24 protein-coding genes and 1 pseudogene are annotated in these 23,502 nt (G+C 69.4%); 16 read left to right on the plus strand and 9 right to left on the minus strand.

The window, feature by feature from the left end:
• Positions 1-64 precede the first annotated feature (64 nt).
• Together CVV72_RS39165 and CVV72_RS39170 are read right to left on the minus strand one after the other, a co-directional pair.
• Positions 65-2,038, minus strand: a complete 1,974-nt coding sequence (locus CVV72_RS39165; RefSeq protein ID WP_219149620.1) for an SDR family oxidoreductase — start codon at positions 2,036-2,038, stop codon at positions 65-67.
• Positions 2,039-2,096: 58 nt separating this feature from the next.
• Positions 2,097-2,315 (minus strand): hypothetical protein, encoded by a 219-nt coding sequence (locus tag CVV72_RS39170; RefSeq protein WP_039922712.1) that lies wholly within the window; start codon positions 2,313-2,315, stop codon positions 2,097-2,099.
• Positions 2,316-2,510: 195 nt separating this feature from the next.
• Between CVV72_RS39170 and CVV72_RS39175 the strand changes: the two genes are divergently transcribed.
• A complete protein-coding gene (locus tag CVV72_RS39175) occupies positions 2,511-3,740 on the plus strand; it encodes an NAD(P)/FAD-dependent oxidoreductase (RefSeq protein ID WP_219149622.1) in 1,230 nt (409 codons plus the stop codon).
• A gap of 34 nt (positions 3,741-3,774) precedes the next feature.
• Here the strand turns inward: CVV72_RS39175 and CVV72_RS39180 are convergent, their stop codons facing one another.
• Positions 3,775-5,034 carry a Bcr/CflA family multidrug efflux MFS transporter gene (locus tag CVV72_RS39180; protein ID WP_219149624.1) on the minus strand — a complete coding sequence of 420 codons (1,260 nt, stop codon included), beginning with the start codon at positions 5,032-5,034 and terminating at the stop codon, positions 3,775-3,777.
• 230 nt (positions 5,035-5,264) lie between these two features.
• On the opposite strand from CVV72_RS39180, the gene CVV72_RS39185 reads away from it, so the two are divergent.
• From CVV72_RS39185 to CVV72_RS39210, 6 genes are read left to right on the plus strand one after another with little or no spacing between them, the layout of a single operon-like run.
• Positions 5,265-6,125, plus strand: coding sequence for a fumarylacetoacetate hydrolase family protein (locus CVV72_RS39185; protein ID WP_219149625.1), 861 nt, complete (start codon positions 5,265-5,267; stop codon positions 6,123-6,125).
• Positions 6,125-7,426 carry an enolase C-terminal domain-like protein gene (locus CVV72_RS39190; RefSeq protein WP_219149627.1) on the plus strand — a complete coding sequence of 434 codons (1,302 nt, stop codon included), beginning with the start codon at positions 6,125-6,127 and terminating at the stop codon, positions 7,424-7,426. The genes CVV72_RS39185 and CVV72_RS39190 overlap by 1 nt, the downstream gene beginning before the upstream one ends.
• Complete coding sequence (locus CVV72_RS39195) at positions 7,423-8,184, plus strand: SDR family NAD(P)-dependent oxidoreductase (protein WP_219149629.1); 762 nt, start codon at positions 7,423-7,425, stop codon at positions 8,182-8,184. The genes CVV72_RS39190 and CVV72_RS39195 overlap by 4 nt, the downstream gene beginning before the upstream one ends.
• A gap of 37 nt (positions 8,185-8,221) precedes the next feature.
• Positions 8,222-9,253, plus strand: a complete 1,032-nt coding sequence (locus CVV72_RS39200) for a sugar ABC transporter substrate-binding protein (RefSeq protein ID WP_219154406.1) — start codon at positions 8,222-8,224, stop codon at positions 9,251-9,253.
• A complete protein-coding gene (locus tag CVV72_RS39205) occupies positions 9,250-10,770 on the plus strand; it encodes a sugar ABC transporter ATP-binding protein (RefSeq protein WP_219149630.1) in 1,521 nt (506 codons plus the stop codon). The genes CVV72_RS39200 and CVV72_RS39205 overlap by 4 nt, the downstream gene beginning before the upstream one ends.
• Entirely contained in the window at positions 10,767-11,783 is a 1,017-nt protein-coding gene (locus CVV72_RS39210) for an ABC transporter permease (RefSeq protein WP_219149632.1), read from the plus strand. The genes CVV72_RS39205 and CVV72_RS39210 overlap by 4 nt, the downstream gene beginning before the upstream one ends.
• Before the next feature lie 83 nt (positions 11,784-11,866).
• Here the strand turns inward: CVV72_RS39210 and CVV72_RS39215 are convergent, their stop codons facing one another.
• The gene (locus CVV72_RS39215; RefSeq protein ID WP_219149634.1) at positions 11,867-12,577 is read right to left on the minus strand and encodes a FadR/GntR family transcriptional regulator; all 711 of its coding nucleotides are present in this window, start codon (positions 12,575-12,577) and stop codon (positions 11,867-11,869) included.
• Between the two features lie 106 nt (positions 12,578-12,683).
• On the opposite strand from CVV72_RS39215, the gene CVV72_RS39220 reads away from it, so the two are divergent.
• Genes CVV72_RS39220 through CVV72_RS39230 form a run of 3 tightly spaced genes read left to right on the plus strand, consistent with a single transcriptional unit; the run spans position 12,684 to position 14,775 of the window.
• A complete protein-coding gene (locus CVV72_RS39220; RefSeq protein WP_034321220.1) occupies positions 12,684-12,986 on the plus strand; it encodes an L-rhamnose mutarotase in 303 nt (100 codons plus the stop codon).
• On the plus strand, positions 12,983-13,954 hold the full coding sequence (locus tag CVV72_RS39225; RefSeq protein ID WP_219149636.1) for an aldo/keto reductase: 972 nt from the start codon (positions 12,983-12,985) through the stop codon (positions 13,952-13,954). The genes CVV72_RS39220 and CVV72_RS39225 overlap by 4 nt, the downstream gene beginning before the upstream one ends.
• On the plus strand, positions 13,951-14,775 hold the full coding sequence (locus tag CVV72_RS39230) for an amidohydrolase (RefSeq protein ID WP_219149638.1): 825 nt from the start codon (positions 13,951-13,953) through the stop codon (positions 14,773-14,775). Before CVV72_RS39225 ends, CVV72_RS39230 begins: the two co-directional genes overlap by 4 nt.
• Before the next feature lie 145 nt (positions 14,776-14,920).
• On the opposite strand, the gene shbA is transcribed toward CVV72_RS39230, so the two are convergent.
• From shbA to CVV72_RS39245, 3 genes are all read right to left on the minus strand, one after another.
• The gene (shbA, locus tag CVV72_RS39235; RefSeq protein WP_034321212.1) at positions 14,921-15,577 is read right to left on the minus strand and encodes an RNA polymerase sigma factor ShbA; all 657 of its coding nucleotides are present in this window, start codon (positions 15,575-15,577) and stop codon (positions 14,921-14,923) included.
• A gap of 549 nt (positions 15,578-16,126) precedes the next feature.
• Positions 16,127-16,477, minus strand: a complete 351-nt coding sequence (locus CVV72_RS39240) for a YidH family protein (protein WP_219149640.1) — start codon at positions 16,475-16,477, stop codon at positions 16,127-16,129.
• A 10-nt stretch (positions 16,478-16,487) separates the two neighbouring features.
• Complete coding sequence (locus CVV72_RS39245) at positions 16,488-16,943, minus strand: GtrA family protein (RefSeq protein WP_219149642.1); 456 nt, start codon at positions 16,941-16,943, stop codon at positions 16,488-16,490.
• 172 nt (positions 16,944-17,115) lie between these two features.
• On the opposite strand from CVV72_RS39245, the pseudogene CVV72_RS39250 reads away from it, so the two are divergent.
• Positions 17,116-17,316: pseudogene (locus CVV72_RS39250) on the plus strand (hypothetical protein); the annotation flags it as partial.
• Between the two features lie 96 nt (positions 17,317-17,412).
• Positions 17,413-17,721, plus strand: coding sequence for an iron-sulfur cluster biosynthesis protein (locus CVV72_RS39255; protein WP_219149644.1), 309 nt, complete (start codon positions 17,413-17,415; stop codon positions 17,719-17,721).
• Here the strand turns inward: CVV72_RS39255 and CVV72_RS39260 are convergent.
• Positions 17,718-18,842, minus strand: coding sequence for a glycerate kinase (locus CVV72_RS39260; RefSeq protein ID WP_219149646.1), 1,125 nt, complete (start codon positions 18,840-18,842; stop codon positions 17,718-17,720). The two genes, CVV72_RS39255 and CVV72_RS39260, sit on opposite strands and share 4 nt — an antisense overlap.
• The gene (locus CVV72_RS39265; protein ID WP_219149648.1) at positions 18,839-19,804 is read right to left on the minus strand and encodes a D-glycerate dehydrogenase; all 966 of its coding nucleotides are present in this window, start codon (positions 19,802-19,804) and stop codon (positions 18,839-18,841) included. Before CVV72_RS39265 ends, CVV72_RS39260 begins: the two co-directional genes overlap by 4 nt.
• 52 nt (positions 19,805-19,856) lie before the next feature.
• On the opposite strand from CVV72_RS39265, the gene CVV72_RS39270 reads away from it, so the two are divergent.
• The 4 genes from CVV72_RS39270 to CVV72_RS39285 all read left to right on the plus strand — a co-directional run bounded on the left by CVV72_RS39270 (position 19,857) and on the right by CVV72_RS39285 (position 23,482).
• On the plus strand, positions 19,857-20,483 hold the full coding sequence (locus tag CVV72_RS39270; RefSeq protein WP_255632403.1) for a hypothetical protein: 627 nt from the start codon (positions 19,857-19,859) through the stop codon (positions 20,481-20,483).
• Between the two features lie 262 nt (positions 20,484-20,745).
• Complete coding sequence (locus CVV72_RS39275) at positions 20,746-21,555, plus strand: CoA transferase subunit A (RefSeq protein ID WP_219149650.1); 810 nt, start codon at positions 20,746-20,748, stop codon at positions 21,553-21,555.
• Positions 21,552-22,307: a CoA-transferase subunit beta gene (locus CVV72_RS39280; RefSeq protein ID WP_034321169.1), complete on the plus strand. Its 756-nt coding sequence runs from the start codon at positions 21,552-21,554 to the stop codon at positions 22,305-22,307. The genes CVV72_RS39275 and CVV72_RS39280 overlap by 4 nt, the downstream gene beginning before the upstream one ends.
• Positions 22,304-23,482 carry a thiolase family protein gene (locus tag CVV72_RS39285; protein ID WP_219149652.1) on the plus strand — a complete coding sequence of 393 codons (1,179 nt, stop codon included), beginning with the start codon at positions 22,304-22,306 and terminating at the stop codon, positions 23,480-23,482. Before CVV72_RS39280 ends, CVV72_RS39285 begins: the two co-directional genes overlap by 4 nt.
• Positions 23,483-23,502 lie beyond the last annotated feature (20 nt).

Here is a 23,502-nt window from a genome sequence, read left to right on the forward strand (position 1 = left end):
GGCGTATCGGAAACCGATGGTAGCGGCCGGGGGCGTCCCCCGATCGAGCCCCGGCGGCGGGACGTCAGGGACGACGGCGCCAGACCAGCCGGGTGACCGCGCCCGCCACCGAGGCGAGCGGAGCCTTCCGGGGCAGGCCACGGGATTCCGGCGCGGACTCGGGCATGGCGCGGTAGACGAGATGGGCGAAGAATCGCGCCGTCCTGGGTGCGACGAGCGTCACGAGTTCGGCGGCGGTGCCTTCGGGCAGATTCAGGATCTCGGGCCGTTTCTCCAGTGCCTTCACCACGAGCGCGGCGGCGCGTTCGGGGGAGCTCGACGGCATGCCCCGATAGGAGCCGGTGGGGGCGATCATGTCGGTGCGCACCAGCGGCATCCGGACCGAGGTGAAGGTGACGCCGTCGGAAAGCGTTTCCCGTCCCGCGGTCAGCCCGAACTCCTCCAGCGCGGCCTTCGAGGCCAGGTAAGCGGAAAACCTCGGGGTGTCCGTTTGCAGCCCTTGGGTGGTCACGTTGACGACGTGCCCGAATCCGCGCGCGGTCATCGACGGCAGCAAGCCGAGCGTCAGCCGCACGGGGCCGAAGTAGTTGATCGCCATCGTGCGTTCGAAGTCGTGGAACCGTTCGGTGGACAGCGAAAGCGACCGCCGGATCGACCGGCCCGCGTTGTTGACCAGCATGTCGACGGCGCCGTGCGCGGCGAGCACGTCCTTGACCAGCGCGTCGACGGCACCGCCGTCGGTGAGGTCGCACGGATACGCCGACGCCTTCCCGCCCGCCGCGACGATCTGCTCGCGGACCTGTTCGAGTTCGTCGGCGCGCCTGGCCACGAGGATCACTTCGCCGCCCTTCGCGGCGACGGCCAGCGCGGACGCGCGACCGATGCCCGAGGAGGCCCCGGTGATCAGCACCTTGCGACCGGCGAGGGGTTCCGGCCCCGGACGGCGGCGGCCGCGGTCGAGATCCAGGTGCTCCAGCCAGTACCGGTAGAGCGGACCGGCGTACTCCTTCAACGGCGGCAAGGTGATCCCGCTGCCTTCGAGCGCGGCCGTCGTCGCGCTCGTGTCGAAGTCGACCTCCATGCTCAGATGCGGCAGGACTTCGAGCGGGATGCCGAGTTCGGTCAGCACCGCCGCGCGGGCCGGACGCCCGCCGGGGACGCGATCGAATGCGGCGGCAGCGGATTTCGCCAGCCGGGTTCCGGCGCGCTTCAGCGCTCCGGACGGTCCGGGAGGCAGGACCGCGGAGATCTTCGGCCCGCCCGCGGCCCGCGCGAAGGCGTTGTAGACCTCGTGAAGCGGCTGTGGCCGGGGCGACGCGAGGTGGTACGTGCTGCCGGAGGGCGCGTCGACGTGCATGAGGTGCTCCATCGCTTCGACGACGTAGTCGACCGGAACGATGTTCGTGGCGCCGAGATCCGGGGCGGCCAGCGGGACGCGGCGGGGCAACGCGGCGAGCCGTGAAATGGCCGGGAGGAAGTAGTACGGACCGTCGATCTTGTCCATCTCGCCGGTGCGCGAATCCCCGGCCACGGCGGACGGCCGGTACACGCGGAACGGCGTTTTCCCGTGCTCTCGCACGAGTTTCTCCGCTTCGAACTTCGTCGCGTGGTACGGCGACGCGAAGCTCTGGCCGAGGTCGAAATCGGCTTCGGTGAAACGCCCGGCGTACTGCCCGGCGACCGCGATCGACGAGACGTGGTGGAAGAGCCCGGCCTTCGCGGCGGCCGCGAACTCCAGGACGTTGCGGGTGCCGTCGACGTTGGCCGCGCGGTTCGCCGCTTCGTCCGCGGTGAGGTCGTAGATCGCGCCGAGATGCACGATGTGGTCGAGGGGCGCCAGATGGGCGGGATCGATGCCCAGCAGGGGTTCGGTCAGATCGCCGGTGACGGGAACGAGCTTCTCGTGGCTCGGGAGCTTCCCGCGCGAGGTCTCCCTCACGAGAACATGGACGGCTACGGTCTCAGGTCGCCGTAGTAGGCGCGCGACCAGGCGTTTGCCCAGAAAACCCGTCGCGCCCGTCACGAAGTAGGTGGTCATGGCCGGCTCCTTCCGAACGGAACCGACTCTACCTACTCAGAAGTAGGAACGGTAGTTGTCACTCACTGTGGTCCGGATGTTCGGCCACCGCGACCACGGCGTCGCGGAGCGCGGCGCGCAGGCGCCCCACGTCCAGCGGCCCGAGTACGGCGGCCTCTCCGGGAGGCGCCACGAGCACGATCTTGTCGCTGCTCACGAACACCGTCACGTCCCTGCGCCTGCCCGCGAGATCCCGGCAGCCGACCGACCATTCGTCCCGGGGTGCCAACGTCCTCATCCTCCCGTATCCCATGATCTCCCTTTCTCGTTCGAGGCTGGGACGAGGCGCTTTCGGGGGCGTGACGCCGGTTACGCCACATTCCTACTGATGGGTTAACCGATCCTGCGGATCGTGATCGACTTCCGGTTTCGCTAGGCCGGACGAGAAGGAACCGGAGTAGCGTCCGAGTGAGGACTGCTTGGGAGGTCATCGATGTCCGAACCCAGGAAGATCGTCATCGTCGGAGCCGGCCTCGCCGGAGCGTCGGCGGCCGGGGCGCTGCGAGAACGCGGCTACGCGGGGGAAATCCTGCTGCTCGGCACCGACACGCGTCGTCCGTACGAATTACCGCCCTTGTCCAAAGGGCTGCTGATGGGCAAGACCGATGAACCCGACTGGGTGCACGACGACGGCTTCTACGCGGAGAAGGACATCGCCTTCAAGAGCGGTGCGACCGCGACCAAGGTCGAACTCGGCGCCCGGCTCGTGCACGACGACGCGGGCGGTGAACACCGGTTCGACCGGCTCGTGCTCGCGACCGGCTCGCGGCCGCGTGCGCTGCCGGTGCCCGGCGGGGACCTGCCCGGACTGCGCAGTCTGCGCACCCTCGACGACGCGTTGGCGCTGCGTTCGGCGTTCAAGGACGCCGGACGGGTGGTGATCGTCGGCGCGGGCTGGATCGGCACCGAGGCCGCGGCGGCCGCCAGGGAACACGGCGCCGAGGTGACCGTGGTCGACCAGGTCGGCTCACCGCTGCTCGCGGTACTGGGCGAGCAGGTGTCCGGAGTCTTCAAGGACCTGCACGCCGAGCACGGCGTGAACTGGCGTCTGGGTGAAGGCGTCGCCGGCTTCACCGGCGGTCCCGGCGGGGTGACCGGCGTCCGTCTCCAGAGTGGTGACGAGCTTCCCGCGGACGTCGTGCTGGTGGCCGTCGGCGCCGCGCCTCGGGCCGGCCTCGCGCACGCCGCCGGGCTGGAACTGTCCGACGACGGCGGTGTCTGCGCCGACGCCGGCCTGCGGACGGCGGCACCCGACGTCTACGCCATCGGCGACATCGCCGCGCATTTCCATCCCCGCTACGGAAAACGGGTCCGCGTCGAGCACTGGTCGAACGCGAAGTGGCAGGGCGAGCACGTCGCCGGGAACCTGCTCGGCGAGAACGAGCCGTACCTGCGGAGCCCTTATTTCTTCTCGGACCAGTACGACCTGGGTTGCGAATACCGGGGTCTCGCCGACCCCGAAAGCGACGAACTCGTGGTGCGGGGCGACCTCGCGTCACGCGACTTCACGGCGTTCTGGCTGCGGGACGGCCAGGTGACCGCCGCGATGAACGTCAACCAATGGGACGACGGGGACGCCTTGAAGGCCCTCGTCGAGGGACGCGCCGCGGTGACAGCGGAGCAGTTGAAGACCGCTGAACTCAAGGGACTCGTGAGTGGTTAGGACGGTTAGAACCGTCCTAACCACTCACGAGTACCTACGCCTGCGAGAGCGCCAGGGCTTCCGGTGCCGTTGCCGTGGCAGGCCGCGTCATGGTCCCGAAGGCCAGAAGCGCCAGCACGCCGAAGGCCGCCATCACGATCCCCATCGGGACCGCGGTGCCCGCGCCGCCCAACCCGACCAGCGGCGTCGCCAGCCCGCCGACGACGAACTGCAGCACGCCCAGCAGGGCCGACGCGGAACCGGCGGACCGCGCCTGCTCGGCGAGTGCCAGCGAACTCGCGTTCGGCGCGACCATGCCGATGCTCGACACCAGGATGAACAGCGGGATCAGCAGCCCGATCAGGCCGAGGTCCAGCACCGCCGCGGCCAGGACGCCGAATCCGGCGACCGCCGCGATGACGAGACCGACGGTCAGCAGGGTCCGTTCCGGGAAGCGGCCGACGATACGCCCGTTCAGCTGGCCGACGGCCACGATGCCGATGCCGTTGAGCCCGAACACCAGGCTGTACGCCTGCGGGCTGAGCCCGTAGACACCTTGCAGCGCGAAGGACGAGCCGGAGATGTAGGCGAAGAGGCTCCCGAACATGAGCCCGGAGGCCAGCGCGTAGCCGAGGAAACCCCGGTCGCCGAGAAGGCTCGCGTACTTCCGCAGCACCGAGCCGAACCGCGCGGGCGTACGGCGTTCCTCGGGCAGCGGTTCCGGCAGCAGGAAGAAGACGACGGCGAGCAGGATCGCGCCGAACACGGTCAGGCAGACGAACACACCGCGCCACGAGGTCCAGTTCAGGATCTGGCCGCCGATGATCGGCGCCAGGATCGGGGCGAGCCCGTTGACCAGCATGAGCAGCGAGAAGAACTTCGTCATCGCGGTGCCGGAGTAGAGGTCGCGCACGGTCGCCCTGGCGATGACGATGCCCGCCGCGGCGCCGAAGGCCTGGACGCCTCGTGCGGCGATGAGCAGTTCGGCGGTCGGGGCGACGGCGCACAGGATCGAGCCGACCATGTAGAGCGCGAGGCCGGCGACGAGCGGTTTGCGGCGGCCGATCGCGTCGGACAGCGGTCCGAGGATCAGCTGGCCGAGGGCGAGCCCGATGATGAACGCGCTCAGCGTGAGCTGCACGGTCGCGTCCGCCGCGCGCAGTTCCCCCGCCATCTGCGGCAGCGCGGGCAGGTACATGTCGATGGACAGGGGCCCGAAGGCGGACAGGCCGCCGAGGATCAGGACGAATCGGGCGCGTCCGGTCGTGACGGGCCGCGCGACGGGTTCTTCCACTCGCTCGGGCGCGATGGTCATGCTCGTTCCTTCCCCAGTGATGGTTCCGCGAGGAACAACTTGCTTAGAGTAGGTAACTATTCCCGCTGTGAGTCTCGCCACTCACACTTCGCAAGACTGATCCGATCAATTTTCGATCCAAATGCCAACGCCCCCTAGATCTTGCCGAAGGTCGTCGGGTATACATCGGATGTCTGTTCGTTGCTGGTGGATCCGTTGCTTGTTGGCGGTTCGGCTTGAAGGGAAAATCCGTGCAGCTGTTGCGACTCGGGGAGCCGGGAAGTGAGCGTCCGTTCGTACGTGCCGGGGACGGCACGCTGCGCGATCTCTCGGCGCTGACCGCCGACATCGATGGCGGCTTCTTCGCGAGTGACGGAGTGGCCAGGGTCGCGGCCGCGCTGGCCGCCGGTGAGCTGCCCGAAGCCGGTCCCGAAGCCGCGCGGGCCAGGGTGGGCGCGCCGATCGCGCGGCCCGGCAAGGTCGTCTGCATCGGCCTCAACTACCGGCAGCACGCCGAGGAGTCCGGCGCCGAGGTCCCGGCCGAGCCGGTCGTGTTCATGAAGGCCCCCGACGTCGTCGTGGGCCCGCAGGACGACGTGCTCGTGCCGCGCGGTTCGACCAAGACCGACTGGGAGGTCGAGCTCGGCGTCGTGATCGGCAAGACCGCGCGCTACCTCGAAAGCGCCGAAGAGGCCCTCGGGTACGTCGCCGGCTACACCGTTTCGAACGACGTGTCCGAGCGCGAGTTCCAGCTCGAACGCGGCGGCACCTGGGACAAGGGCAAGTCGTGCGAGAACTTCAACCCGCTCGGCCCGTGGCTGGTCACCGCCGACGAGGTGCCCGACCCGCAGGACCTCGGCCTGCGGTTGTGGGTCAACGGTGAGAAGAAGCAGGACTCGTCGACCAAGGACATGATCTTTTCGGTCGCGGAGATCGTGCACTATGTGAGCCAGTACATGGTGCTGCGCCCCGGCGACCTCATCAACACCGGCACTCCGCAGGGTGTCGCCCTCGGGCAGCCGGACCCCAAGCCGTACCTGCGCGAAGGGGACGTCATCGAGCTGGAAATCGACGGCCTCGGCCGTCAGCGCCAGAACGTCAGGCAGGCGTGATGGCGAAGATCGTGGGCATGGAGGTGCTCGACGTCCGGTTCCCCACCTCGCGGGAGCTCGACGGTTCGGACGCCATGAACCCGGACCCGGACTACTCGGCCGCGTACGTAGTGCTGCACACCGATGGCGGTCCGGACGGCTACGGGCTCGCCTTCACCATCGGACGCGGCAACGACGTCCAGGCCGCGGCGATCCGCGCGCTGGAACCGCACGTCGTCGGCAGGGACGTGCCGACCGACGCCGCCGCACTCGGCGATCTGTCGAGGACACTGGTCGGCGACTCGCAGCTGCGCTGGCTCGGCCCGGAAAAAGGTGTCGCGCATATGGCGATCGGCGCGGTGGTCAACGCCGCCTGGGATCTCGCCGCACGGATCGCCGGGCTCCCGGTCTGGCGTTTCGCCGCCGAGATGTCGCCGGAGGACCTGGTCTCCCTCGTCGACTTCCGCTACCTGACCGACGCGCTCACCGAGCAGGAGGCGCTCGACATCCTCCGCGCCGCCGAACCGGGCCGCGCCGAACGCGTCGCCCGGATCGAGCGTGACGGCTACCGCGCGTACAGCACTTCTCCCGGTTGGCTCGGCTACTCGGACGCGAAACTGGTCCGGCTCGCCGAGCAGGCGGTGGCGGACGGCTTCGAGATGATCAAGCTGAAGGTCGGCGGGAATCTGGAGGACGACGTCCGCCGGATGAAGCTCGCCCGCGAGACCGTCGGCCCGGACATCCGGGTCGCCGTCGACGCGAACCAGCGCTGGGACGTCTCGACCGCGATCACCTGGATGACCGCGCTGGCTCCGTACGACCCGTACTGGATCGAAGAGCCCACCTCGCCGGACGACGTGCTCGGGCACGCCGCGATCGCCAAGGCGCTCGCGCCGATCCGGGTGGCCACCGGCGAGCACGTCCAGAACCGCGTGGTGTTCAAGCAGCTGTTGCAGGCGGGCGCGATCTCGGTGCTGCAGCTGGACGCCGCCAGGGTCGGCGGGTTCACCGAGAACCTGGCGATCCTGTTGCTGGCCGCCAAATTCGGGATCCCGGTGTGCCCGCACGCCGGCGGCGTCGGCCTGTGCGAACTCGTCCGGCACCTGTCGATGTTCGACTTCGTGGCGGTGTCCGGCTCCGACACCGACCGGTCCATCGAATGGGTCGACCATCTCCACGAGCACTTCACCGATCCGGCCGCCGTCGTCGACGGCCGCTACGTCGCCCCGTCCGCGCCGGGTTTCTCGGCCCGGATGCACGACGCGACGCTGCGCCGGTTCACCTTCCCCGACGGTCCGGAATGGACGGAGACAAGCAAGTGAGTGAGTTCGAAGGCCTCGTCGCGGCGGTCACCGGAGGCGCGTCGGGAATCGGCAGGGCCACCGCGGATCTGCTCGCCTCGCGCGGGGCGAAGGTCGCGGTCCTCGACCTGAATCCCGGCGACCTTCCCGGGGGTCTCGCCGGATTCCGCTGCGACGTCGGCTCCGACGAAGAGGTCCGGTCGGCGATCGACGCGGTCGCGGACCGGTTCGGCAGGCTCGACGTCCTGGTCAACAACGCGGGGATCGGCGCGCAGGGTGACGTCACCGCCAACAGCGACGACGAATGGCACCGCGTGCTCGACATCAACGTCGTCGGCATGGTGCGGCTGGCACGGGCGGCGTTGCCGCAGCTGAAGAACTCGCCGTCGGCCGCGATCGTCAACACCTGTTCGATCGCCGCGTGGGCGGGCCTGCCCAACCGCGCGCTGTACTCGGCCAGCAAGGGCGCGGTGCTCTCGCTGACCCTGGCGATGGCGACCGACCATCTCGCCGACGGGATCCGGGTCAACTGCGTCTGCCCGGGAACCGCGGACACCCCGTGGGTCGGCAGGCTGCTCGACGCCGCGGGCGATCCGGAGGCCGAACGGGCCGCGCTCGCCGCCCGTCAGCCCATGGGCAGGCTGGTCACCGCGGACGAGGTCGCGAACGCGGTCGTGTACCTGGCCAGCCCGCTGTCGGCTTCGACCACCGGCACGGCGCTCGCTGTCGACGGAGGTATGTACGGGCTGCGTCCGCGCGGCCCGGTCCACCACCAGTAGTTTCGCTGCCATCAAGGAGGATGCGGTGCGTACGAGGGTGATCAAGGTGGCCGCCGCGGCCACCGTGCTCGGGCTGACCCTGTCGGCGTGTGGGTCCACTAAGAACAACGCTGCCAATGCTCCCCAGGGCGCGGGCGGAGGCGGTAAGGTCGGCGCGACGATCCCGTTGCTGACCTCGCCGTTCTGGCAGGCCTACAACAACTACGTACCGCTGAAGGCGAAGGAACAGGGCGTCGAGGCGCTGCCGACGGTCAACGCGGACAGCGACTCGGCGAAGCAGATCACCGACATCAACACCCTGCTCAACCAGGGCGTCAAGGGCCTGGTCGTGACGCCGCTGGACTCCGCCGCCGTCGTCGCGGGACTCAAGGCGGCGGAGAACAAGGGTGTCCCGGTGGTCGCCGTCGACGTCGCGCCGGAGAGCGGCAAGGTCGCGATGGTGGTGCGCGCGGACAACAAGGCGTACGGCACCAAGGCGTGCGAGGCGATCGGCGCGAAGGTCACCTCGGGCAAGGTCGTGCAGGTCATGGGTGATCTGGCCTCGGTCAACGGCCGCGACCGCTCCGAGGCGTTCCGGCAGTGCATGAAGACGAAGTACCCGGACGTGCAGGTGCTGGAGATCGCCGCCGAGTGGAAGGCGGACAAGGCTTCGTCCGGTTTGGACAGTCTGCTGACCGCGAACCCGGACATCAAGGCCGTGTACATGCAGGCGGGCGGCGTGTACCTGGCGCCGACGCAGCAGGCGCTCAAGCGCAAGAACCTTTACTTCCCGGTCGGCGACCCGAAGCATGTCGTGCTGGTCAGCAACGACGGTATCCCGCAGGAACTCGCCGCGATCCGCGCCGGCGAACTCGACGCCACCGTCTCGCAGCCCGCCGACGACTACGCCAAGTACGGCATGTACTGGATCAAGAAGGCCATGGCGGGGGAGACCTTCAAGGCAGGGCCGACCGACCACGGCAGCACCGTCGTCGAGATCCGCCCCGGCATCCTGGAAGACCAGCTCCCCGCGCCCGTCGTCACCAAGGAGAACGTGGACGACAAGGCCCTGTGGGGGAACAACCTGTGAGCGCGCTGCCCGCCGGATCCGCCGCCGTACCGGTGGTCAGCGCACAGGGCGTCGGCAAACGCTACGGCCCGACCGTGGCGCTGTCCGACGTCAGCCTCACCGTGCACCCCGGCGAGTCGCACGCGCTCGTCGGCCGCAACGGTGCCGGGAAGTCGACCCTCGTCGCCATCCTCACCGGACTGTCCAAAACGGACACCGGCCACGTCGAGTTCGGCGGCGTCCCCGCGCCGCCCCTGTCCAGGCAGGACGACTGGAAACGCGCGGTCGCCTGCGTCTACCAGCACGCGATGGTCGTCCCGCAGCTGACCGTCGCGGAGAACCTGTTCCTGAACCGCCAGTCCGGCAAGGGTTTCGCGATCGGCTGGCAGCGGTTGCGCCGTCAGGCACGGGAACTGCTCGACTCCTGGGACGTGCGGGTCGACGTCGACACCCCGGCCGGGGAGCTTTCCGTCGAGGATCGGCAGTTCGTCGAGATCGCGCGGGCGTTGTCCTACGGTGCCAGGTTCATCGTCCTCGACGAACCGACGGCTCAGCTGGACAGCCAGGCGATCGAACGGCTCTTCGCGCGGATGCGCCAGATGCAGGACAGCGGGGTGACGTTCCTGTTCATCTCCCATCACCTCCACGAGGTGTACGAAGTCTGCCAGGCGGTCACCGTACTGCGCGACGCCGAGCACATCCTGACCGCGCCGGTCTCCGAGGTCGGCCGTGCCGAGCTGATCGACGCGATGACCGGTGAGCAGGGGGGCCTTTCCGTCCGTGACGCCGCCACGCGCGAGGCGTTGGACGAGGACGCCGACGAGGTGCTGACCGTCGACGGGCTCTCCGGTGACGGGTTCGACGACGTGACCTTCCGGATCCACCGCGGCGAGGTGGTCGGGCTCGCGGGCAGCAACGCCAGCGGCAAGCACCAGGTCGCCGAAACCGTGTACGGACTGCGTTCACCGTCCTCCGGCACGGTACGGGTGGACGGGAAACCGCTGAAACCCGGCGACATCCCCGCCGCGATCCGCGCCGGGATCGGCTGTGTGCCGAGGGACCGGCATCACGAGGGGCTGGTGCTGGAGCATTCCATCGCGGACAACGCCACACTGTCCATTTTGGACCGCATGGGGAAGGCGGGCCTGGCGTCACCGGGCGCGCGCTACGGCCGTGCCGCCCAGGCCTTGCAGGACTACGACATCGTCGCGGCCGACGCGGACCAGCCGGTGTCCGACCTTTCCGGTGGCAACCAGCAGAAGGTCGTCCTCGCCCGGGCACTGGCCGGCGATCCGCGCCTGGTGGTGCTGATCAACCCGACCGCGGGCGTGGACGTGAAATCGAAGGAAGCGCTGCTCGCGGTCGTCGACCGGGTGCGCGCGGAGGGCAAGGCGGTGCTGATCGTCAGCGACGAGCTGGACGATCTTCGCCTGAGCGACCGGGTGCTGGTGCTGCGCGCCGGTGCCGTGGTCGCCGAACACCGGGCGGGCTGGTCCGACGGCGACCTGGTGGCCGACATCGAAGGAGTCGAACGGTGACCGAGCTGATGACCGATCCGAAGACTTCGACGCTCGCGGCACCGCCGAAACGCCGGAAGTTCCGCTGGCTGCGCGAACTCGCCCTGGTGCCCGCGCTCATCGTGGTGCTGATCATCGGAGGACTGATCAGTGACACGTTCCTGACCTTCGGCAGCATCGTCGGGATCCTGTCCGCCTCGGCCGCGCTGTCGATGGTGGTGCTGGGCGAGTCGCTCGTGCTGCTGACCGGGAAGTTCGACCTGTCGCTGGAATCCACCATGGGCATGGCGCCCGCGCTGGGCGCGATGCTGGTCATCCCGGTGGCGTCCTCGGGCTTCGGCACCGAGATCCCCGGCTTCGCGGGCATCCTCGCCGTATTGGTGGCCGGGGCCGCGGTCGGGTTCGTGAACGGCTTCCTGATCGTCAAGCTGAAGCTGAACGCCTTCATCGTCACGCTGGCGATGCTGACGGTGCTGCGCGGCACGCAGATCGGGTCCACCCAGGGGAAGACGCTCTTCGATCAGCTGGACGTGTTCACCGCGCTGGCCACGACGACGTTCATCGGGCTGCCGATGTCGGTGTGGCTGGCCGCGGCGCTGTTCACCGTGTTCGGGCTGGGGCTGCGGTATCACCGGATCGGCCGGTCGCTGTACGCCATCGGCGGTAACCGCGAGGCCGCGCGGGCCGCCGGTATCCGCGTCGACCGAATCTCGTGGGGTGTCTTCGTGGTCGCCGGGGTGCTGGCCGCGCTCGGCGGGCTCGCGTACACGGGTTACGTCGGCGCGCTCGGCGCGGATCAGGGTGACGGATTGATCCTTCAGGTGTTCGCGGCTGCGGTGATCGGCGGTGTCTCACTGGACGGTGGGAAGGGCACTCTGGTCGGGGCGCTCACCGGCGTGCTGCTCCTGCAGACGGTCACGAACCTGCTGCAGGTGGCGCAGGTGCCGCCGGAATGGCTGAAGGCGATCTACGGCGTGATCATCCTGGTCGCGTTGATCATCTCCCGCTATGCCGGCGGGAAGGCCCAGACCTAGCAGTCGAGCGCGTGAAGGCCCCCTTCCCTCGGCTCAGCCGAGGGAAGGGGGCCTTCACGGGACGAACGGAGGAGAGAGCGGTGTCAGGAAGCTTCGGCGGCCGAGGTGGGGTCGTCGGCGGTGCCGAGCGCGTTGCGGAGCCACTGCTCCACACCGGCCACGTGCACGGTCGCCCACGAACGCGCGAGTTCGGGCTCGCGGGCCGCGATGGCCTCGTAGATAGCCGTGTGCTGCTCGCGGGTTTTGGCGACGGCGCCCTCTTGGGTGAGCCCGCGCCAGATGCGGGCCCGCGCGGTGGGGCCCGACAGGCTGTCCAGCAGCGAGCACAGCACCGGATTGCCGGAGCCGTCGGCGATCTTGCGGTGGAACTGAAGGTCGTTCGCGACCAGTGCCTCCACCGTCGGCGAGTCGGCCAGTTCGTCGAGCAGGCGGCCTAGTTCCTCGATGTCCTCGTCGCTCATGTGCATCGCGGCCAGCGCCGTCGCCGCCGGTTCGAGGATCCGGCGCACGGCGAGGAAGTCCAGCACGGTGTCGTCGCGGTGGAAGTCCACCACGAACGTCATCGCGTCGAGGAGGAGATTCGGTTCGAGGCTGGTGACGTACGTCCCGTCGCCCTGGCGGACGTCGAGCACGCGGATCAGGCACAACGCCTTCACCGCTTCGCGCAGCGAACTGCGGGACAGACCGAGCCGCTGGGCCAGTTCGGCCTCTTTCGGCAGCCGGTCGCCCGGAGCAAGCTCGCCGGAGATGATCATGTCCTTGATCTTGTCGATCGCGACATCGGTGACCGGCATGTTCCACCGCCCTCCCCGAAGACCTCGGATGTTTGAGTGTCAGTTGACAGAGTGCCATGTTTCGAGTTGAGGAGACGCGGTGACCCACGGTGTCGCACTACAAAGAGTGGCACTCCACACCCGGCTGAAGCCGGGCAAGGAGGCCGAATACGAGTCGGTCCACGCCGTCATCCCGCCTGAGCTGGACGAAGCCCTGCGCGGTGCGGGCGTCCGTTCGTGGCGGATCTGGCGGGACGGGCTCGACCTGTTCCACGTCGTGGAGGTCGAGGACTACGCGAAGATGCGCGCGATCCTGCGCGATCATCCGGCCAACATCCCCTGGCAGGCGCGGATGTCGGAGCTGCTCGACGTCGAAGACGACTACTCGGGCGGCGATTCGGGGCTCGGCCTCGTCTGGGAGCTTCCGTGAAGATCCCCCTGTCCCCGCTGGGGCTCGGCTGCGCGCAGCTGGGCAACCTGTACCACGCCATCACCGACGAGACGGCCGAAGCGACCGTCCGGCAGGCGTGGGACGAAGGCATCCGCTACTTCGACACCGCCCCGCACTACGGCCTCGGGCTCTCGGAACGACGGCTGGGCGCGGCGCTTTCGGCGTATCCCCGCGCGGATTTCGTGGTCTCGACGAAGGTCGGCCGCGTGCTGGAACCCGATCCCGGCGGCGCTTCGCGCACCGACTCGCAGGGGTTCGTCGTTCCCGCCGCGTACGAACGAAGGTGGGACTTCAGCCGCGACGGGATCCTCCGGTCGCTTGAGGACAGTCTGGAGCGGCTGGGGCTCGACCGCGTCGATGTCGTCTACGTGCACGACCCGGACGAACACTTCGAGGACACCGTCGACGGCGCGTTCCCCGCGCTGCTCGAACTGCGTGAGCAGGGTGTCGTCGACGCCATCGGGGCCGGGATGAACCAGGCGCCGATGCTCACCGAGTTCGTCCGCCGGTTCGATCTCGACGTGATCCTGCTGGCGGGCCGGTACACCCTGCTCGACCAGCCCGCGCTCGACGACCTTCTCCCGCTGTGCGGGGAACGCGGCGTGGACGTGGTGGCGGGCGGGGTGTTCAACGCCGGAATCCTCGCCACCGCGTCGCCGGGCACGATGTACGACTACGCCGAGGCCCCGGCCGAGCTGGTGGAACGCGCCCAGCGGATCGCCGATGTCTGCGCGCGGCACGGTGTCGAACTCCCGCAAGCCGCGCTGGCGTTGCCCGCCGCGCATCCGTCGGTGGTTTCCGTCGTCGTCGGCGCGCACGACCGCGGCCAGGTCCGGCTCAACGCGGAACGGTTCCGGCGTCCGGTGCCGCGCGAGTTGTGGACGGACCTGATCCGTGCGGGACTGTTGCGTGAGGACACCGTGCTGCGACAGGAGGAACGGGCGTGATCGACGCGCACCATCATCTTTGGGATCCCTCGCGGCGGGACTACCCGTGGATGGCCGGTACGGCACTGGATCCGATCCGCCGTCCGTACACAGTGGACGACCTTCGCGCGGTGACCAAGGCGGCCGGGGTGAAGGGGACCGTGCTGGTGCAGACGGTCTCGTCGGAAGAGGAGACGCGAGAGTTCCTCGCGGCGGCTCAGGCCGAACCGCTCATCGTGGGCGTCGTCGGCTGGACCGACCTCACCGCGCCCGATGTCACCGAGCGCGTGGCCTCGTTTTCGGGGCCGTTGGTGGGGATCCGGCATCAGGTAGAGGACGAGGCGGACCCGTCGTGGCTGACGCGGCCCGAGGTCCTGCGCGGTCTCGCCGCTCTCGGCAAGGCAGGGCTGGCGTACGACCTGCTGGTGAAGCCACCGCAGCTCCCCGCCGCGCTCGCCGCCGCGAAGGCGTTGCCGGACCAGGTTTTCGTGCTCGACCACGCCGCGAAGCCGCCGATCGCCTCGGGCGAATGGCGGCCGTGGGCGGACGGGGTCGCGGCGTTGGGGGAGCTGGACAACGTGTACTGCAAGCTTTCCGGGCTGGTGACCGAAGCGGACTGGGCGCGGTGGAAGGTCGGGCAGCTGGCGCGCTGGGCCGAGCACGTGCTGGAGTCCTTCGGGGCTTCGCGACTGATGTTCGGCTCGGACTGGCCGGTCTGCGAGCTCGCGGCCGCGTACGAAGTCGTCGTGGACACCGCCTTTTCGCTGACGGGCTCGCTGAGCGACAGTGAACGGCTGGAGTTCTTCGACGGGACGGCGCGGCGGGCCTACCACCTCTCGTGAGTGGCAAGGACGGTCAGAACCGTCCTGACCACTCACGAGACACGACGAAAACCCGGCTGGTAACCGGGAAGGGAGGAAGTGGGCGGCGCGGGGACCGGGCGCCTGAGAGCCACCGATCGACGACCTGCGGCAGGGGGAGAAAAGATCAGAACTCGTCCTGCTTGACCATCGTCCGCAGGCGGGCCAGTGCGCGGTGCTGCGTCACGCGCACGTTGCCGGCGGAGATCCCGAGCGCCTCGGCCGTTTCGGCGGCGGAAAGGCCGACGGCGATGCGGAGGGCGAGGATCTCCTGCTGCACCCGCGGGAGGGTGGAGAGCAGGCGGTTGAGGCGGGCACCGAGGTCCAGGTGCAGGGCGTGTGTTTCGGGTTCGTTGTCGCCGATGGGCCGTTCCGGCAGTTCCGGGACCGGTTCCGACCGGTCGCGCGAGACCGCGCGGTAGGCGTCCGCGACCTTGTTGGCGGCGATGGCGTGCACGAGGTAGAGGAACGAACCGCCGCGATCCTGATAGCCGGGCAGCGCCTTCAGCACCGCCATGCACACTTCCTGCGCGACGTCGTCCGCCGACAGGTAGGACAGGTCACGGCCGCCCATTCTGGCGCGGCAGTAGCGGACCACGACGGGGCCGATCATCCGCAGGAGCGACTGGATCGCGGCGGGATTCCCGTCGCCCGCGTCCTTGACGAGGGGATCGAGGTCCTCCTTCGTCAGCCGTCCGCCCGGTCGAGGCAGGTTCTCCGGAGTCGTGTATCCGGGGACCGCATCGGGGGTGACGGTTCTGGACGCGCTGGAAGTTGCTTGCATGGTCGTCCTCCCCGGCCGACCCTGCGACCGTCGCTGTCGAGGGGTCAACACTCCGTAACGATTGAGGGCGGCAGATGCTCCGTAAGATCAGATTCATCTGCCGCCGTTGCGACGCAGCGTAATCGTAGGCGTCGGTCGGGCGGCAGTAAAGATTTCAACTAGAGATAGCCCATTCGCCGGAGTCGGCTTAATACAACCGAGACTCTGGGCCGGAAAAACGGGCTTCGCCGTCGCTGGACGTGCTCGGCGCTTAGCGTACCGCGATCAGGGCGACCGCCGTCGCTACGACGAGTGCCGATGCTGTGACAGCAAGGAATGCGTTAAGAGGTTTCGGGGTTCCGGGGCGGCGCAGTGCTCGTTCACGGATCGCGCCGGTGGCGACCAGGGTGATCACCATGGCTCCCGCGAACGCGACCGGGACGATCGCCGTCCCCCAGCCTCTCCGGGCCGCGCTGTGCAAGAGCAGGAGTGTGCAGGCAGTAGCCGCGAGCGCGGTCCGGCGCCAGGCCAGCCCGGTTCGTTCCGCTTGCGCTCCGTGATCGCGCGGGCTCACGAAAAGACCACCAGTGCCGCCGCCGTCAGGGTGATCGCGAGGATTCCGGCGGTCAGGAGGATCAGCATCCCGCTTTTCGGCAGCGGCCGTCCCGCGCGCATCGCCGTCTGCACCTGCCGCCAGCGGGGATAAGCGCTCGCCGCGACGACGGCGGCCAGCAGGACGCACAGTCCCGCCAGGGTGGTGCTCAGCGCGCTCGGGTCGGGAACCAGCTGATGGACGGCGACGCCACCGGCCAGCAGTCCCAGCGCCGTCCGGAGCCAGGCGAGGAAGGTCCGTTCGTTGGCGAGCGTGAAGCGGTAGTCGGGTTCGGAGCCGCCGTCGTGCGGGCCGTTGATCTCTGCCACTCGAAGGAGACTAGGCGTTCCGGCGTGCGAAGACCCACCAGCGAAGGACCGCGAAGCGCGCGACGCCACCCGCGACGCTGGCGGCGAGCAGGGCGCCTGTCTGTTCCAGCGCGGTCGGCTCGGAGATCACCGCGTCGAGCGACGCGAGCACGATCGACCCGTACGCGGCATAGAAGGCGAACGTCACCAGATCCTGGAAATGCCGCTTGCCCGCGTTGCTCTTCCGGGTGGCGAAGGTGACCCGGCGATGGAATTCGGTGTTCCCGACGGTCGTGACCGCGAGCGCGACCAGGTTGGCGAACTGGGGGCCGAGGAGCGGCTGCAGGAGAAGGAACAGCACCGCCTGCAGACCGGTGGCGGCGACGCCCGCGACGACGTACCAAGCGGCATGGTTGCCGAGTTCGTGATGCCGCTCCGGCGCGCGCCGGATGATCCGGTGCCCTGGCGCCCACCTGGTGGTGGTCATACCGACGACGCTACTCCTTGTTTCACAAACTTGTGAAGGTAATGAACCACCTGAGAAACTGTGATCCCCGCGACAGCACCGCCGTTTGGCCTGCGGAGACGCCGGGTAAGCCACAGGGACCGGGTCGAGTACAGCACGCCCCGGCCAACGTCCGACCAGGAGGGAGCGGCCGATGAGCGACCGTGAGACCGCGGAGCCGGAAACGTTGGATCCCAGCGAGGCACTAGACGAGGACGAACTCCGCGTCGACCCGCTCGAGGAAGGTGTCGAACCGCCCGAGCACTGGAGCGGGGCAGACCGCTTCGGGACCACGCCCGCGGAGATCCGCGAAGGGGAGTCGCACGCCATGCGGCTCGCCGAAGAGGAGCCGGACGTCGGCGAGAAATGATCTTCACTCAGACGGCGGGCCATGCCGACAGCCCCTAGCGTGGTCGGTCAAGTACAAGACCGCGACGAAGGAAGGGCAGAGATGCTGACAGTCACCGAAGCCGCCGCCGAGGCGATCACCGCACTGACCGGCCAGGAGAACGGCCAGGATGGAGGCCTGCGGTTCGCGATGCATTCCCAGCAGGGGGACAGTCCCCAGCTCGCGGTTTCCGTCGCCCCCGAACCGGAAAGCGGCGACAAGGTCCTCGGCGCCGACGGCGGCCCGAAGGTGTTCTTGGAGCCGGAAGCGGCCGCGTTGCTCGACGACAAGGTCCTCGACGTCCAGCAGGACGAGACCGGCGAAGTCGCCTTCGCCGTACTCCCGCAGGCTCAGCCCCAGCCTGGCAGTTAAGTCCGGGCCCAGGCGCGGACCAGCTCGCCGGCCCGCTCGCGCAGGAGTTCCGCCGCGTGCGCACGCGCGTGGTCGAGCGAAGGCGCGTGGTCGATCAGGGCGGCGCTGCCCACGACACCGAGGCCGGCGAGCTGGCTCTGGTCCAGCTGGATCCGTCCGGCCAGCACCATCAGCGGCACCGCGTGCTCCTGCGCGCGGGCCGCGATACCCGCCGGGGCCTTGCCGTCGAGGCTCTGCTCGTCCAGTGAACCCTCGCCGGTGATGACGAGGTCGGCGTGTTCGATGGCGGCGGCGACCCCGGTGAGCCCGGCGATGAGCTGGAAACCGGATTCGACGCTCGCGCCGAGTCCCGCGATCGCCCCCGCGGCGACCCCGCCGCCCGCGCCCGCTCCGGGAAGATCGGAGACATCGGGAGTTCCGGCGTTCCGCAAGGCCTGCGCCCAGCGGGACAGGGACGCGTCCAGTTGTTCGACCTCGCGAGGGCCCGCGCCTTTCTGCGGGCCGAAGATCGCGGCCGCGCCACGGGGTCCCAGCAACGGGTTCGTCACGTCGGTGGCGACGGCGACCTCGACGGAGCCGAGCCGTTCGCGTACCGGGCCGAGTTCGGCCAGCGCGACGCGGCCCAGTGTGCCGCCGCCGAGCCCCACCGGCGCGCCGAACGCGTCGAAGACCCCGCCGCCCAATGCCGCCAGCATCCCGGCGCCGCCGTCGGTGCTCGCCGTTCCGCCGACGGTCAGCACCAGGCGACGCGCGCCGTTGTCGAGCGCGTGCGCGAGGAGTTCGCCGACGCCCCACGTGTGCGCGGCCAGCGCCACTTCCGGGCTCGGCTCCACGAATTCGATGCCGCACGCGCGGGCCGACTCGATGTAGGCCGTTCCGTCGAGCACCACGTAGCGCGCGTCGACGGTGTCGTCGAGCGGGCCGCGGACCGGGAGTTCCACGAGACGGCCACCCGCCGCGACGAGGACGTCCAGCGTCCCTTCGCCGCCGTCGGCGACCGGGCAGGAGGAGACCTCGGCGTCGGGCAGCGCGTCGCGGACGCCGTGGGCGATCGCCTCCGCGGCCTCGACCGCGGTCAGGCTTCCCTTGAACTTGTCGGGCGCGATGACCACACGAGTCATGGACGAACCTCCGTCAGCGGGTTTCCGCCGGTGAGCACCGACGCGACGTTTTCGGCCGCGAGCACGGCCATGGCGGTACGGGTCTCGACCGTCGCCGATCCCAGATGCGGCGTCAAGACGACGTTTTCGCGGTCCAGCAGGCGCGGTTCGACCTCGGGTTCGGCTTCGAACACGTCGAGGGCCGCTCCGGCGATCTCGCCGGCTTCGAGCGCGTCCGCCAGCGCGGCCTCGTGGACGACGGGGCCGCGGGTGGTGTTGATCAGGTACGCGCCCGGCTTCATCGATTTCAGCGCGTCCGCTCCGACGAGGTGCCGGGTCTCCGGCGTCAGGGGGCAGTGGAGCGATACGACGTCGGAACTCTCCAGCAGTTCGCCGAAGGACACGTACTTCGCACCCAGGGTCTTTTCGACGTCTTCGGCGGCCCGTGACCGTCCTGAGTAGACGATCCGCATGCCGAAACCGAGCGCCCGCCGCGCCACCGCCTGCCCGATCTGGCCGAGTCCGACGATCCCGAGTGTCTTGTCCCGCAGCGAGGATCCGAGCAGGAAACCCAGATGGAACGACCACGGGGTACGCGAGCGGATGAGCCGTTCGCCCTCGCCGAGCCGCCGCGTGACCGCGAGGATCAGCCCGAACGCCAGATCGGCGGTGGCGTCGGTGAGCACACCGGGGGTATTGGTGACGGTGATCCCGCGTTCCGACAGTGCCGTGACGTCGACGTTGTCGTGGCCGACCGCCACGTTCGCCACGACCTTCAGTCCCGGGCCCGCCGCGTCGGCGACCTCGCCGTCGAGCCGGTCGTGCAGCATGCCGACGATCGCGGACGCGCCCCGGACGAACTCGAGCAGTTCGTCCCGCGTCAGCGGCCGGTCGGCGCGCGAAAGTTCCACCTCCCCGGCTTCGGCGAGCACTTTCAGCGCTTCGTCGGGGATCCACCGGGTCACCGCGATCTTCGAGGTCACGTCGTCAGCCTAGTGGGCGACGGTTGGTATCCCAAATGTGGAAATCACCGCCATGAGGGAGGCGCTTCCCCTGCGCGGGGGAGTCGTCACCGCGGGGCGCGGCGGGATGGTGAGGAGTGCGGAAAAGCTCCGCGAGCAGGGAATCCAGGGGTGGAACAGGAAACGATCACGAGAACTCGCGGCCGTCGGTGCCGCGATGGTCCTCGCCGCGACACTCGTCGCGGCCGGCCCGGTGTCCGCCGCGGAAGAGGGCAAGCCGTCCGAACCGAGTCTGGTCGGCAGCGCGAAGATGCTGCGCGAAGACGGCCAGGACGTCCGGTTCGCCTTCGACGCGCACGGTCTCTTCCCGGAGAGCCGGGGGACGTTCCGGGTGAGCCACGCGGGCGAGGGGTTTTCCGCCTACTTCCGAGGCGGGATCGACTGCTTGGTCGTCGGCGGCCCGGTCGCCGTGGTCACCGGCATCGTCGAGGACACGGACGTCCCCGGCCTCAAGGACCGGCGGGTCGGGATGACGGTGTACGACAACGGCAGGCGCGACCGGGTCGGCTACAGCTGGGGCCCCGATCCCGAGCAGAAGCAGATCGTGCCGCCCTGTCTGGGCACTGCTCCGTTCGAGACCGTCGAGACGGGGGACTACAAGGCCGTCGAGTGGTTCCCGTCCGGCAGTGGGATCGGCTGATCACAAGAGATCGGCCACCTTCTTCGCGGTCTCCTTGGCGGACCCCGGGTTCTGGCCGGTGACGAGGTTGCCGTCGACCACCGCGTAGGAGACGAAGGGCAGCTCGCCGGTACCGCACCTGGCTGCGCGGTCGCGCCGGCTGATCCGGATTCACCGGGTCGAAGCAGTGCCATGATCGGTCTGGCTGTGCTATGTTCATATGCAGAACATGTGTGCGCAATACGAACAACGCGCGAACGAGCACGACGAGCCGGGAGTGGGGATGGCTGAGCTGCTGTCGTTGAAGGAAGCCGTGGCACGGCTGGTGCACGACGGGGACACCGTCGCGCTCGAGGGCTTCACGCACCTCATTCCCGTGGCCGCCGGGCACGAGATCATCCGCCAGCGCCGCACCGGCCTGACGTTGGTCCGCATGACTCCGGACATCGTCTACGACCAGCTCATCGGCGCCGGTTGCGCGAGCAAGCTGATCTTCTCGTGGGGTGGCAACCCCGGAGTCGGCTCGCTGCACCGGTTCCGTGACGCCGTCCAGCATTCCTGGCCGGTGCCACTGGAGATAGAGGAACACAGTCACGCGGGCATGGCGAACCGGTACGTCGCCGGCGCGTCGGGCCTGCCGTTCGCCGTCCTGCGCGGATACACCGGCACCGATCTCGCCGCGCACACCGACACGATCAAACCCATCACCTGCCCGTTCACCGGTGAGCGGCTGGCCGCCGTGCCCGCCCTCAACCCGGACGTCACGATCGTCCACGCCCAGCGCGCGGACCGGTTCGGCAACGTCCAGATCTGGGGTATCACCGGCGTGCAGAAGGAGGCGGTGCTCGCGGCGAAGCGATCCTTGGTCACCGTCGAGGAGATCGTGGCGGAACTGGAGCCCCGGCCGGGCGCGATCGTGCTGCCGTCGTGGGCCGTCACCGCCGTGGCCGAGGTGCCCGGCGGCGCGAGGCCGTCGTACGCGGCGGGGTACTACGAACGGGACAACGACGCCTACCAGGCATGGGACGCGATCGGCCGGGACAGGGAGAGCTTCACCCGCTGGCTCGGCGAGCTGACGGGAGTGAAGGCATGACCGAATACACCGCCGACGAGATGATGAGCGTCGCCGCCGCTCGCGCGCTCGGTGACGGGATGTCCTGTTTCGTGGGCATCGGCCTGCCGAGCACGGCCGCCAACCTGGCCCGCCGGGGCCACGCGCCGAACCTGACGCTCATCTACGAATCCGGTTGCCTCGGGGCCAAACCGAGCAGGCTCCCGTTGTCCATCGGCGACGGCGAACTCGCCGACACCGCGGACGCCGTGGTCAGCGTTCCCGAGGTCTTCAACTACTGGCTCCAGCCGGGCCGGATCGACGTCGGTTTCCTCGGCGCCGCCCAGCTGGACAAGTTCGGCAACATCAACACCACCGTCATCGGCCCGGACTACGCCAATCCCAAGGTGCGTCTCCCCGGGGCGGGCGGTGCCCCGGAGATCGCCGCCTCCTGCCGCGAGGTGTTCGTGGTGCTCCGGCAGAGCACGCGCACGTTCGTCGAGAAGGTCGACTTCGTGACCTCGTTCGGTCACGGCACCGGCAAGGGCGATCGCGAGCGCCTCGGCCTCCCCGGCGCCGGGCCGACGCTGGTGGTCACCGACCTCGGCCTGATGCGGCCCGATCCGGAGACCGCCGAGCTCACGCTGACCGAACTGCACCCCGGGGTCGAGGTCGATCAGGTCGTCGCGGCGACCGGGTGGAAACTGAAGGTGGCAGGCGACCTGGGAACCACCCCGGCGCCGACCGAGGCAGAACTCCGCATCCTCCGAGACCTCACAAGGGCGAGCGCATGACCGACGTCTTCCTGTTCGACGCCATCCGTACCCCGTTCGGCAAGTACGGCGGCGCCCTGTCCGGCGTCCGCCCGGACGACCTCGCCGCCACCGTCCTGCGGGCGCTGGCCGAGCGCAACGACCTCGACCCGGCCACCGTCGACGAGGTCGTGCTCGGCGACGCCAACGGCGCCGGCGAGGACAACCGGAACGTCGCGCGGATGGCGGCGCTGCTCGCGGGCTGGCCCACGACCGTGCCCGGTGCCACGGTCAACCGCCTGTGCGGATCCGGTCTCGACGCCGTCATGCAGGCCAGCAGGTCGGTCCAGGTCGGCGACGCCTCGCTCGCCGTCGCGGGCGGAGTCGAGTCGATGAGCCGTTCGCCGCTGGTCATGCAGAAACCGGAGAAGGCCTTCCCGGCGGGCAACCAGACGCTGTACTCCACCGCGCTGGGCTGGCGGATGGTCAACCCGAAGATGCCCGAGCAATGGACGGTCTCGCTCGGCGAGTCCACCGAGCAGCTCGCCGAGCGCTACGGCATCGGCCGCGACGAGCAGGACGCGTTCGCCGTCCGCAGCCACGTCAACGCCGCCCGCGCCTGGGACGAGGGGTTCTACGACGACCACGTCGTCCCCGTCGAAGGAGTCGAACTCACCCGCGACGAAGGCATCCGGCCGGATTCCAGCCCGGAGAAGCTAGCGAAGCTCAAACCGGTCTTCCGTCCACAAGGGACGGTCACGGCCGCGAACGCGTCGCCGCTGAACGACGGCGCCTCCGCGCTGCTGCTCGGTGACGAGGCGGCGGGCAAGCGGCTCGGCAAGGCGCCGCTCGCCCGGATCGCCGGCCGGGGCGCGGCGGGCGTCGACCCGGACGTCTTCGGCATCGGCCCGGTGCGCGCGGCCGAGATCGCCTTGGAGCGGGCCGGAATCGGCTGGGAAGACCTGGCGGCCGTCGAACTGAACGAGGCCTTCGCCGCGCAGTCGCTGGCCTGCCTGCGGGACTGGTCGAAGCTCGACCCGGAGATCGTCAACGTGAACGGTGGCGCGATCGCGATCGGGCATCCGCTGGGCGCCTCCGGCGGCCGGATCCTCGGCACGCTGGCCCACCACCTGCGCCGCACCGGCGGCCGGTGGGGCCTGGCCGCCATCTGCATCGGCGTCGGCCAGGGGCTGGCCGTCGTCCTCGAAGCCCAGTGACCCGCTGACCCGCGCTGGAG

This window comes from Amycolatopsis sp. TNS106 (assembly GCF_019330265.1).
Lineage (GTDB): Bacteria > Actinomycetota > Actinomycetes > Mycobacteriales > Pseudonocardiaceae > Amycolatopsis > Amycolatopsis lurida.